Source organism: Bifidobacterium sp. ESL0690, assembly GCF_029392315.1.
In the GTDB taxonomy this organism is placed as follows: domain Bacteria; phylum Actinomycetota; class Actinomycetes; order Actinomycetales; family Bifidobacteriaceae; genus Bifidobacterium.
Genome location: NZ_CP113939.1, coordinates 1189830 through 1202039, shown reverse-complemented (window position 1 = coordinate 1202039; position 12210 = coordinate 1189830). Strand labels below are relative to the sequence as shown.

Here is a 12210-nt window from a genome sequence, read left to right as displayed (position 1 = left end):
TTAATAATCGGACGGTTCGAACTGCTAGCATTATAGAAACCGAGAATAAAAAATGCGTTTCATGAAACCTTCCATGAAACGCATTTTAGAAAAGCTAAAAGTTACTTGATGAGGTTGAACTTCGTCATCAGGCCCAAGGCGATGATGATGGCGACCCACAAAAGCGCGATGATAATCGTCCAACGGTTCAGGTTCTTTTCTGCGACACCGGAGGTGCCTGCGTTCTGAGTGAGACCACCGCCGAACATATCGGAAAGGCCGCCGCCCTTGCCCTTGTGCATGAGAATGAGCAGCGTCAACAGGACACTGAAGATAACAAGGATGATTTGCAGAACCAGCTTGACGATTGCCATTGTCGACACAGTTGAACCTCCAGTTCAAGAACACTAGTTATTTACTATACCGCAAAGTACGGAAAATGTCTTAGTAATCCGCAATTAATCAGCGGGAAGAAGTCACGGTTTTCAACGTGAGGCGGCAGATCTTCGCAAGTTCTTCCGCGTCAAGCGAGGCGCCGCCGATAAGGAATCCATCGACATCAGGCTGACTGATGAGCTCGACGGCGTTCTTCGAATTGACCGAGCCGCCGTACAGGATTCGGACAGCTTCCGAGACCTTGGAACCGAATGTCTCATACAGGTTGCTTCGAATGGCCCTGGCCGCGTCCTGAGCGCTGGCCGGAGTGGCCACAAGGCCTGTTCCGATGGCCCAAACGGGTTCATAGGCGATGATCAGCTTGGCCGCTTCTTCGTCGGAAAGGTCGCGCGTGACGTCGTGGACCTGGCCGACGGCGAAATCAAGCTCAATGCCCTTGCGACGTTCCTCCATGCTTTCACCCACGCAAAGAATCGGCTGCATACCGGCCGTCAGCACCGCACGCACCTGATCGACGATGTTGGCATCGTCCTCGGGATGGTATTTACGACGCTCGGAATGACCTACGATGACGTACTTGCAACCGAGCTGTGCCAGCATGTCGGCGTTGACGTCACCGGTGAACGCACCCTGGTTGGTCACGGAAACGGTCTGCGCACCATAGTTGATCTTGAGCTTGTCGGCTTCGACCAAGACCTGGACACTGCGGATCGAGGTGAAGGTAGGCATCAGTGCGACTTCCACGCGCTTGTAGTCGAAATGGGCGTCGCGCAGGAGCCAGGCGAGTTTTTGCACGAAATACGTGGCTTCAAGATGGTCGAAATTCATCTTCCAATTGCCGGCCACCAACGGAATACGTGCAGAGGACATTGCTTTCCTTCCCAACTACGGAATTACGGTTTATCTGCGACAAATTGCCGCAACGACTCCCCTAGCGAGCGTTGCAGCAACCCTTTGCAAAAAGAATGCGGACATACCAAACGGCATGTCCGCAAACATTCCTGTTAGTAGTGTAGCGCATCTCAGCTACTCAGCTTGAAAGCGCCACACCACCAACGGTTTTATAATCGATTACTCAAGCACCTTGAGTCCAGGAAGGGTCTTGCCTTCGAGGAACTCGAGGGAGGCGCCGCCACCGGTGGAGATGTGAGAGAAGCCATCCTCCGGGAAGCCGAGGTTACGCACTGCGGAAGCGGAATCGCCGCCGCCGACGATGGTGAAGGCACCCTTGGCCGTGGCGTCGACCATGCCCTGGGCGACAGCCTTCGTGCCGGCCTGGAACTGCTCGACCTCGAAGACGCCTGCAGGTCCGTTCCACACGACCGTCTTGGAATCGACGATCTTGTCGTGGAAGAGCTTCTGGGTCTTCGGGCCGATGTCGAGGCCCATCATGTCGGAAGGAATCTTGTCGGCGTCGACGATTTGCGGGTTGACCGGGGTGTTGCCGTCCGGGAAGCCCTTGTTGACCACGACGTCGACGGGGAGAATGAGCTCCACGCCGTTCTTCTTGGCCTCGTCCATGTAGCCCTTGACGGTCTCGATCTGGTCCTTCTCGAGCAGAGAAGTGCCGACCTCGTAGCCCTTGGCCGCAAGGAACGTGTACGCCATACCGCCGCCAATAAGCAGGCGATCGGCCTTCTTTAGCAGGTTTTCGATGACGCCGAGCTTGTCGGAGACCTTCGAGCCGCCGAGCACGACGGTGAACGGACGCTCCGGGTTCTCTGTAGCACGGGAGAGAGCCTTGACTTCCTTCTCGATGAGCTTGCCAGCTGCGCTCGGCAGGTCGGCGGCCACATCGTAGTCGGAGCCCTGTGCGCGGTGGACCACGCCGAAACCGTCGGAGACGAAGACGTCGCCCAGAGCGGCAATCTTCTTGGCATAGGCGGCACGCTCGGCGTCGTCCTTGCTGGTCTCTTCAGGGTTGTAGCGAACGTTTTGCAGCAGCACAACGTCGCCGTCCTTCATGGCGGCGACCTTGGCCTGGGCATCCGGGCCGTAGGTGTCATTGGCCAGCGTCACGTCGACACCAAGCAGCTCGCCCAGGCGCTTGGCAACAGGCGCCAGAGAAAGTTCGGGGACGACCTTGCCCTTCGGGCGGCCGAGGTGAGCCATCAGGATGACCTTCGCGCCATCGGCACGCAGTTCCTTGATAGTAGGTAAAGCGGCGCGGATACGGCCGTCGTCGGTGATGGTGGTGCCCTTCAGCGGCACATTGAAATCAGCGCGGACAAGAACCTTCTTGCCTTTCAGATCTCCTAAATCCTTGAGTGTCCTCATTGGTATCCTTTCTTTGAAAAACCGTTCCCGGCCGGAAAAACCGTTTTCTCCGGCCAAGCAAGAGTACAAAATCGTGACCTATGTCACTTGTAATGGTACAGTCCTCGCCCAACAAGAAAACCGATTTCGATGAAGATTGGCTTGGAAAAACCGATGAATTTGTGAACGCTCACAGAGCTTATTTTACCGATTTTCCACAGCGGTCTTCAGGCGATTAGACAAGCACATTTTTGTAATTACCATTGCCCAGTAAATACGGCAATTGTGGGGCTCATTTATCGATGCCCACTACTCGTTATCCTGCTGGTGCTCCTGCGCCCGCTTCGTTTTGGCTGCCAGTTGCAGCAAGCGGCGGATACGACCGGCAATGGCGTCTTTCGTAATCGGCGGATTGGAAAGACGACCCAGTTCTTCCAAGCTGGCATCGGTGTGCTGAAGTCGCAGGTCACCGGCGGCCTTGAGATTTTCAGGAATATCGTCGCCAAGAATCTCAAAGGCCTGCTTGACCTTCTGAGTGGCCTCGGCGGCGGCCTTGGCGCTACGACGCATGTTCGCATCGTCGAAGTTCGCGAGACGATTGGCTTTGCCGCGGGCTTCGCCGTCCGTACGCTTGCCGGTCCACTCTCGAGCCGAACGAGGCGCCCCCATCAGCATCAGCATGCGTTCGATGGAATCGGAATCACGAAGTGTAATACGTTCGGAACTGCGGACCTTACGCGCCTGAGCCGAAATGCCAAGCCTGCGTGCCGCGCCCTGCAACGCCGTCACTGTTTCATGCGAAGGACAAATGATTTCAAGATAACTGGATTTGCCCGGATCGGAAATCATGCCACGGGCAAGGAACGCACCGCGCCATGCAGCTTTCACCTGGGCGATATTGCCGCTGATGACCTCTGCCGGAAGTCCCTCGACCAAATGCATACGACGGTCGAGCAAACCCGTCTGCAGAGCCAGTGCGGTAGCGCCGCGTTCGACGAGCAAATCGTAACGTTGCACAATCCCGTTGGGAGTCTGCCTGCTGATTTTGGTCACTTTAGCTTCACGCTGAAAATAATGTGCGATGGTCTTGCGCAGCCACTCGGTCGCCTCAAGTGAATCGAACTGTGCACGGATGACGGCCTTGTTGCCGACGGGACGCAGACCTCCCCCAAACCGCATCATCGTCGCAGCTTGCGCCATCTTCGCGGCCGGCAAATCCGTCTCTACGCTTGCCAGCTCACTTTTGACCTCGTTCAGAAGAGCCAAAGCCCAACCTCCTACTTCCCGTTCTTCATGTAAGTGTAATTGGAACATTAAACGGAGTCATCTCACGCCATGCCACGGCTATCTGTGATAGCGAATGACTTGGACAAGAATCCATCGTTTGACTTCCCCTTGCCTATTTTTACGTCTACCGCCGGATATCTACGTCAACCAAATGTTTAAAAATGATTGACAACCACACAAAATACTAATGTCGCTCATGCCGGTGCAACTCCCTCGCGGATACCGTCACACTGAGTCCGTGAGCGCGGAACCGTTGCGCCAGTTCATTACTGATGGCCACGGAACGATGCTGTCCACCGGTACATCCAACAGCAATTGTGACATAATGCTTATCTTCCTGAGCGTAACCCTTTATCGCCACCATGATGGCCTTTTCGTACGCGTCCAGGAATTCTTTCGCGCTTTCGTTGGAAAGGACATAGTCGCTGACCGGCTGATCGTTGCCGTTGAGTTCGCGCAGACTTGGCACCCAATACGGATTGGGCAGGAACCGAACATCGGCGACGAAATCCGCATCAAGCGGAATTCCGTATTTGAAGCCGAAACTGAAAATGTGGACGGAAACCGTTTTTGCACCGCTGCCGAGCAAAGCCTCGTAAAGCTTTGTCGAAAGCTGGTGAATGCTCAGGCTTGACGTGTCGATGACGGTATCCGCCCGTTCCTTGAGATTGGAAAGCAGCTCGCGCTCCTCGCGGATGCCGTCGATAAGACGATTTCCGTGCTGAAGCGGGTGTGGGCGGCGGACGGACTCGTAACGTTGCACGAGCACCTTGTCGCTGGCGTCCAGGAAAAGAATATGCGTGCGCACGCCCAGATCGTCCAAATGGCTCAGAACGGCTGAAAGATCGTCGAAATAACTACGCGAACGCACATCGATGACGGCGGCGAGCTTATGAACCTTGGAACCGGAAGAGGTCATCATATCGACCAACGGAATCAAGAGTTTCGGAGGAAGGTTATCGACCACATACCAGCCCATGTCTTCGACGCAATCGGCGGCATGGGAACGTCCGGCGCCGCTCATGCCAGTGATGAGCATGACTTCGAATTCCTTGGCCGGTTTGGGCTCATCGGTATGTGTCGGCGACGAAACGGCACTTCCCGTGTCATTCGCTTTGGGTGCAGGGGCCGTCTTTTCGACCTTGTTTCCGGTGCCGTCCGGTCCTTGCGTTTCCGAAATCACAGTGCCTCCTGTAAGGCGCTTCTCATCGCCTGTTCAAAATCTGCTCTTCCCATAATATGCGCCCCTACCGTCATCAACCGGACCTGGGCTATCGCCTGATATAACAACATTTCCTCGCCTCCGATAGCAGTTCCGCCTTTGCCGCGCCAAACCTGCATAAGCTTGGTCGGACGGGGGTCATAGACGACGTCCAGTAGGGTTTTGCCGGACGAGACGTTCTTGGAACCAGCAAGGGCATCGGCCAGTTTCTCTGCCGTCTCATCGGCCCCGTGCGCCGGTATGGTGTTGATGACGATATCGGCTTGTTGTAAGCATTCGACAGCTTGAGAAAGCGGAATCTGTTCGTATTCAAGATCGGCTTGCGATTGGGCAAGCCGCCTCATCGGGTCATGGTCATGCTGGTGACGGGCACAGACCGTTACGCGGGTTATGGAGCCCGTTCCAGGAACTTCGATTTCCGTACACGCAGCCAAAGCCGAAAGCGCCGTATTACCATTGCCTAGGATAACGGCTTTTGCCCCGGGTTGATAAGGTTTTTCGGTATCTGTTTCGTTGGATGCATCGGAAATGACAGCTTTCGTCGGTTTCTCAGACTGAAGATTCCCTGACTTAGACTTCTTCAGCCCGGAGTTTTCGAATTCAGCAGACTGCCAGCAATGGGAAAAGGCTTTTACTATGCCTTCGACATCGGTGTTGTAAAGCTTGATATCCGGATTCGACGTCGCTTTTGACCAATCGAACACAGCGGTATTGGCCACAAGAAGCTTTTTCGACCAGGTATCGGAAGGGGTTCCGTAAGGCTGGATCGTTCGTTTCAACGGCATAGTGAGGCTCAGCCCTGCCCAGGAAGGGTCTAATGTTCTGAGGAAACCATCCAAATCGTCTTCGCCGACCTCAGTGCGTGAATAATGCCAGTCGTCAAGCCCAAGAGCCTTGTAGGCCGCATTGTGCAGCACCGGCGAAAGCGAATGGGCTATAGGCTTGCCCAAAACCGCGCAACGATGGTTGATCTCATTGGTCATTGGTCATGTTCCTTTCGTCGATTACTGTTGTCTTTGTCGACTTGCCTAGTCTGATTTATCTTTCCTGACTTGTTTATAAGGTATTTTGCGATTGCGATTTCTTACTTTGTCCGGGATTCGGTCGCTGATGAAGACTTTGCCTCATCGAGATCTTTGTGGAGTGCGGTGTATACGGCTTCCGCTTTGGCTTTGCCGATTCCTTTGACACCTTCCAAGTCCTCGAGGCTGGCCTTGCGGATACCCTTCACCGAACCGAAGGCACGCAACAGTTTCTTTTGGTAGCTTTCGCCAATGCCCGGGATATCATCGAGAGCGGAGCGCAAGGCACCTTTGCGTCGGGACTTGCGGTGGTAGGTGATGGCGAAGCGGTGCGATTCGTCGCGAACACGCTGGAGCAGATACATGCCTTCGGACTGGCGCTTCAGGATAAGCGGGTAGTCCTCCCCCGGAATCCAGACTTCTTCAAGCCGCTTGGCCAAGCCGCAAACCGCGACATCATCGACGCCGCAGTCATGAAGGGCTTTGGCCGCAATTTCAACCTGCGGTTTGCCACCGTCGACGACGATGAGGTTGGGTTTATAGGCGAAATGACGCGGATGCGTGTCTTGCTGGACTACGGCATCCACGCTGGTCAAACCCACGACTTCGGAGTTCGTGCTCCCGTTTATCGAATTCTGATTACAGTTATCACCATTTCTGCTGTTACTACCGTTATTGCTGTTATCCGCAGATTCCCGCGATTGCCCCCGTGCTGGAGATTGGAAGGAAGTTTCAGCATTCTCATTGGAACCGGCTGTATCGGGATTACTTTCAGCGCCTCGAACAACTTGAGCGGATTGGTTGTGAGCCGCTGCCTCCGCCTGCTCGACACGTTTCTCGTTATCCATGCTTTCGCCGGTATCACCGGCGATGTTGCCGTGACGGAATCTGCGGGTGAGCGTCTCGTACATGGCGCTCAGATCGTCAAGGGCGCCCTTGCCGTCTTTGCCGCGGATAGCGAACCGGCGATATTCGGATTTCTTCGCTATCGCATCCTCAAAGACCACCATGGAAGCGACCTGATAGATGCCGCCGATGGTATTGGAGATATCGTAGCCTTCAATACGCAGCGGGGATTCGCTCAACCCCAACGCTTTCGCCACGTCGTTCATCGCTTGGGTACGTGCACCGATGTCGCTGATACGACTCATCTTGCTGCGCTGCAACGCCTGTTTTGCGTTGCTGTTGGCACGATCCATGAGCGTCTTTTTCTCGCCACGGCTGGGTACACGGATGGTGACGGCCGCACCGCGCAGACCGCTGAGCCATTCCTCTAGCTCATCGCGTCGCGCCGGTTCGATTGGGACCAATACCTCGCGGGGAACAGGTGCGATGGGCGCCAGCAAATCGCTGCGACCGGTCTGCATCTGGCGTTCACGACGGATATGGGTTGCCTGGGCACGCGAAAGACTGTCGGTGGCAGTGATGCTTTGAGTCGCGCCCAACGCGTCGCGACGTTCGACGATATCGATGGCGCCATTGGCTGACGCTGAAATTGAAGTGGAAGCTTCCGTTACGGCTTGGCTATCCACCGCTGTTGCGTTGTTGTCACCGGTATCAAAATCGATTTGATCAACGCGAGAAACGGAATTCGAATCAGATGGAATATCTTCATCAATCGAATGTTGTGCTTCAGCTTCATTGGATTCTGAATCGTCAGCATCTCTGGAAACGTCACCGTTCTGTTCCAATAATTCCTCACCATTGCTCGGCAGATTCAAAGGAGTACTGGCCTGGCTGTCGGTCTCCCCCATCAGATCGGAATACACCTGCGTAATCAAGTCTGCGATCAAATCAGCATCGTCAATATCCTCAACGCGTTTGACGCTCCAGTTGCGTTCGCCGCGAATGGAACCAGAACGGACGAAGAAGGCGTGGACTGAGGCTTCGAGCTCGTCAGATTCCATGCCAAACACGTCGGCGTCCACGTCAGAATCGAAGACGACCGCGTTCTGTTCGGACACGGTTTTGAGCATGGAAATCTGGTCACGCAGACGCGCGGCCTTTTCGAATTCCATGTCGTCGCTGGCCTGCTTCATCTCTTTGGTGAGGCCTGCGATGAATGAAGTGCCATAACGCCCGGTAAGCACGCCGACAAGTCGTTCGGTCATGCGGCGATGGTCTTTTTCGCTGATACGACCGACGCACGGCGCGGAACATTTGCCAATGGAGGCAAGCAGGCACGGCCGATCGGTCATGTGAGCGCGGTTGAATACAGCCTTGGTGCAGGTACGCACCGGGAACGCCTTGAGCAACTTATCAAGGCTGTGGCGCAAATCCCAAGCCTTCGCATAGGGCCCGAAATATCTGGTGTCACGACGTTTGCGATTACGCGTCACCCACACCCTCGGATACTTTTCACCCAGAGAAACCGCCAAATACGGATACGTCTTATCGTCTCGGAATACGACGTTGAAACGTGGGTCAAATTCCTTGATCCACGTGTATTCAAGGGTCAGCGCCTCAAGCTCAGTGCCGACCACCGTCCATTCAAGACTCCGGGCGGTCAGCACCATATTCTGCGTACGCGGGTGGAGCTCACTCAGCGGCTGGAAATAGAAGGTGAGGCGGTTACGCAGGTTCTTGGCTTTGCCGACATAGATGACCCTGCCATCGCCGTCACGCCATTTGTAGACGCCCGGATCGGTGGGAATGTCGCTGGTTGCAGGTCGGAACAGGTCGCGGGTGTCCCCCAGCTTACGCGTCGTCTTGCGCCAGCCGGTGCTGTCACCGTTGCCCTGCTTGTCTGCCACTACCGCCATTGCCTACCTTTCAAACCAAATTAAACCGTCAATCATTTCGGAAGTTCGAATATGAATTTATACCTCATACCTGTGCTTACCAATTAGCCTTGCAACAAGGAGTCACTTGAGCATAGGACCGAGATACTTGCCCGTCCAGCTCTTTTCACACTTGGCCACATGTTCCGGCGTGCCTTGCGTGACGATGGTGCCTCCGCCGTCGCCGCCCTCAGGGCCGAGATCGATAATCCAGTCCGCGGACTTGACCACATCGAGGTTGTGTTCGATGACAATCACCGTGTTGCCCTTGTCGACCAAGCCCTGCAAAACCTGCAGCAGCTTGCGAACGTCCTCGAAGTGCAGACCGGTGGTCGGCTCATCGAGAATATAGACCGTGCGCCCGGTGGAACGGCGCTGCAGCTCGGTGGCGAGCTTCACACGCTGGGATTCGCCGCCGGAAAGCGTGGTCGCCGGCTGGCCAAGACGAATGTAACCAAGGCCAACATCAACCAACGTATCGAGATAACGGGAGATACCGGTATAAGCCTTAAAGAATTCCGCCGCTTCGGAAATAGGCATGTTGAGCACGTCGGCCACGGATTTGCCGTTGTACTTCACCTCAAGGGTCTCGCGGTTGTAGCGTTTGCCGTGGCATTCCTCGCATTCCACGTAGACGTCGGGCAGGAAGTTCATCTCGATCTTGATAGTGCCGTCGCCATGGCAGGCCTCGCAACGCCCGCCTTTCACATTGAAGGAGAAACGACCGGGACCGTAGCCGCGAACCTGAGCCTCAGGGGTCTTGGCGAAAAGCTGGCGAATCTTGTCCCATACGCCCGTATAGGTCGCGGGGTTGCTTCGCGGAGTACGACCAATCGGGTTCTGGTCGACGTGGATGACCTTATCGCACTGCTCGATGCCTTCGACGCGGGTGTGCTTGCCCGGCACGATACGTGCGCCGTTGAGTTTGTCGGCAAGCGAAGGATAAAGAATCGAATTGATGAGCGTCGACTTGCCGGAACCGGAGACGCCGGTGATACAGGTCATCACACCCAGCGGAATCGAGACGTTGATGTTCTTGAGATTGTTCTCGCGCGCTCCGATGACTTTGAGTTGCCGGTTCCTGTCGGTTTTGCGACGTTTCTTCGGCACCTCAATCGTCCGCCGACCGGCGATGTAGTCACCGGTGATGGAACGAGGCGCTTCAACGACATGTGCGGCAGGGCCCGAATATACAACTTCCCCGCCGCGCTCGCCGGCGCCAGGGCCGATGTCGACCAGCCAGTCAGCCTTTTCGATGGTTTCCTGATCGTGTTCGACCACGATCAGCGTATTGCCAAGGTCACGCAAATGGTGCAAGGTCTTGATCAGGCGCTCGTTGTCACGCTGATGCAGACCGATGGACGGTTCATCAAGCACATACATGACGCCGACTAAGCCACTGCCGATCTGGGTGGCCAAACGGATACGCTGCGCTTCACCGCCGGAAAGCGTCTTGGCGGCACGAGAAAGCGTCAGATAGTTCAATCCGACATCATTCATGAAGCCGAGACGCGCACGAATTTCTTTCAGCACCTCGCCGGCAATCAGCGCGGCTGAGCCTTCGAGTTTCAGTGAACGAATCCATTTGAGGCTGCGTTCCACCGGCATATCGCAGACGTCGGCGATGGACTTGCCGTCGACGGTGACCGCCAACACCTCGGGACGCAGACGCTTGCCTTGGCAGGTCTGGCACGGCACTTCGCGCATATACGATTCGTAATACAGTTTCATCTGGTCAGAGTCGGTCTCGTCGTGGCGTCGCATAAGCGTACGCACCACACCTTCGAAACCGGTGCTGTATTCGCGAAGCCTTCCCCAACGGTTACGGTAGGAGACCTTGACCTTGAAGTCATGACCATACATAATGGCGTGCTGGATTTTCTTGGGTAGGTCTTTCCACGGGGTATCAAGGCTGAAGCCCATCTCTTCGCCCAATCCTTCAAGGACATGACGATAGTATTCGCCGGTGCCCTTGGTCATGCCCCACGGTTCGATGGCGTTTTCGTTCAGCGATTTGCTCGGGTCGGGAATGACCAGTTCGGGGTCGATTTCCAGCTTATAGCCGATGCCGTCGCAATCTGGGCACGCACCATAAGGGGCGTTGAAGGAGAACGTACGCGGTTCGATCTCGTCCAATTCGAGCTGATGGCCGTTCGGACAGGAACGCTTCTCGCTGAACGGTTCCCGACGGTTGGGGTCCTTCTCGTCCAGATCGACATAATCGATGACTACAATGCCCTTGGCGAGTTTCAACGCGGTTTCAATGGAATCGGTGAGGCGCTGGCGAATGCCGTCCTTGATGACCAGACGGTCGACCACGACCTCGATGGTGTGCTTCTTCTGCTTGGTCAGCTTGATGTCGTCGGAAAGCTGACGCATCTCGCCATCAATCAAAGCGCGAGAATAACCGTCGCCACGAAGCAGTTCAAGCAAATCTTCAAATTCACCCTTACGCCCACGAACGACCGGCGCCAGAATCTGGAAGCGGGTCTTTTCCGGCTTCTTCATCAACGTGTCGACCATCTGCTGCGGTGTCTGGGCGCTAACGACCTCGCCGCAAATCGGGCAATGCGGAATGCCGGTACGCGAGAACAGCAGACGCAAATAATCGTAGATTTCGGTGATGGTGCCGACCGTCGAACGCGGGTTGCGGTTGGTGGTCTTCTGGTCGATGGAAACGGCCGGGCTCAGGCCCTCGATGAAATCAACGTCGGGCTTGTCCATCTGCCCGAGGAACTGGCGGGCGTATGCACTGAGCGATTCGACATAGCGACGCTGCCCTTCGGCGAACAGCGTATCGAAGGCCAGCGAGGACTTGCCGGAACCGGAAAGCCCGGTAAATACGACCATACGGTTACGCGGAATGGCAAGGTCGATGTTCTTGAGGTTGTGCTCGCGAGCGCCCTGAACCGTGATCTTCAGATCGCTGGGAATATGCGAGATGTCCGCCACCAGCGAATTGCCGGTTTTGCGCAGCGGCGCCTTCGCGATTTCCTGGGACAGGAACGAGTCGCTATCCATCAGCTTCTGCGCCACCACACTTGCCGACGAATCGTCTGTTTTCCCGGATTTGCGCGCCGTCGATGCTGTTGCCAATGCTTACCTCCGCTTGATGCCAAATGCTCCACTGTAGGATAACCCACTATAGTGGACGGTTCGAACAATTGTTCGATTCCCTGTTGTCATGGCTGAATCCAGTACTTATCCTTAAGCATCAACCCACAAAATAAAAGAATGCTTCCGTGACTTATGTTATTGGCGGAAAGCC

The 12210-nt window shown here is 55.4% G+C and carries 7 protein-coding genes and 1 pseudogene; all 8 read right to left on the bottom strand.

Annotated features, from left to right (window positions below; translation table 11 throughout):
- Positions 1 to 101 precede the first annotated feature (101 nt).
- The 8 genes and pseudogenes from secG to uvrA all read right to left on the bottom strand — a co-directional run bounded on the left by secG (position 102) and on the right by uvrA (position 11963).
- Entirely contained in the window at positions 102 to 353 is a 252-nt protein-coding gene (secG, locus tag OZX62_RS04810; RefSeq protein WP_277144763.1) for a preprotein translocase subunit SecG, read from the bottom strand.
- A gap of 88 nt (positions 354 to 441) precedes the next feature.
- On the bottom strand, positions 442 to 1245 hold the full coding sequence (gene tpiA, locus OZX62_RS04805; RefSeq protein ID WP_277176882.1) for a triose-phosphate isomerase: 804 nt from the start codon (positions 1243 to 1245) through the stop codon (positions 442 to 444).
- 201 nt (positions 1246 to 1446) lie between these two features.
- A complete protein-coding gene (locus OZX62_RS04800; protein ID WP_277176881.1) occupies positions 1447 to 2652 on the bottom strand; it encodes a phosphoglycerate kinase in 1206 nt (401 codons plus the stop codon).
- Between the two features lie 288 nt (positions 2653 to 2940).
- The gene (gene whiA / locus OZX62_RS04795; protein ID WP_277176880.1) at positions 2941 to 3897 is read right to left on the bottom strand and encodes a DNA-binding protein WhiA; all 957 of its coding nucleotides are present in this window, start codon (positions 3895 to 3897) and stop codon (positions 2941 to 2943) included.
- Between the two features lie 205 nt (positions 3898 to 4102).
- Positions 4103 to 5017: pseudogene (rapZ, locus tag OZX62_RS04790) on the bottom strand (RNase adapter RapZ); the annotation flags it as partial.
- A gap of 80 nt (positions 5018 to 5097) precedes the next feature.
- Positions 5098 to 6123, bottom strand: a complete 1026-nt coding sequence (locus tag OZX62_RS04785; protein WP_277176878.1) for a shikimate dehydrogenase — start codon at positions 6121 to 6123, stop codon at positions 5098 to 5100.
- A 101-nt stretch (positions 6124 to 6224) separates the two neighbouring features.
- Positions 6225 to 8915: an excinuclease ABC subunit UvrC gene (gene uvrC, locus OZX62_RS04780; RefSeq protein WP_348519304.1), complete on the bottom strand. Its 2691-nt coding sequence runs from the start codon at positions 8913 to 8915 to the stop codon at positions 6225 to 6227.
- A gap of 111 nt (positions 8916 to 9026) precedes the next feature.
- Positions 9027 to 11963 carry an excinuclease ABC subunit UvrA gene (uvrA, locus tag OZX62_RS04775; RefSeq protein ID WP_277177034.1) on the bottom strand — a complete coding sequence of 979 codons (2937 nt, stop codon included), beginning with the start codon at positions 11961 to 11963 and terminating at the stop codon, positions 9027 to 9029.
- Positions 11964 to 12210 lie beyond the last annotated feature (247 nt).

Coding starts and splice junctions, on each gene's coding strand:
- secG (WP_277144763.1), bottom strand. CDS start 353: ATGGCAATCGTCAAGCTGGTTCTGCAAATCATCCTTGTTATCTTCAGT.
- tpiA (WP_277176882.1), bottom strand. CDS start 1,245: ATGTCCTCTGCACGTATTCCGTTGGTGGCCGGCAATTGGAAGATGAAT.
- OZX62_RS04800 (WP_277176881.1), bottom strand. CDS start 2,652: ATGAGGACACTCAAGGATTTAGGAGATCTGAAAGGCAAGAAGGTTCTT.
- OZX62_RS04785 (WP_277176878.1), bottom strand. CDS start 6,123: ATGACCAATGAGATCAACCATCGTTGCGCGGTTTTGGGCAAGCCTATA.
- uvrA (WP_277177034.1), bottom strand. CDS start 11,963: ATGGATAGCGACTCGTTCCTGTCCCAGGAAATCGCGAAGGCGCCGCTG.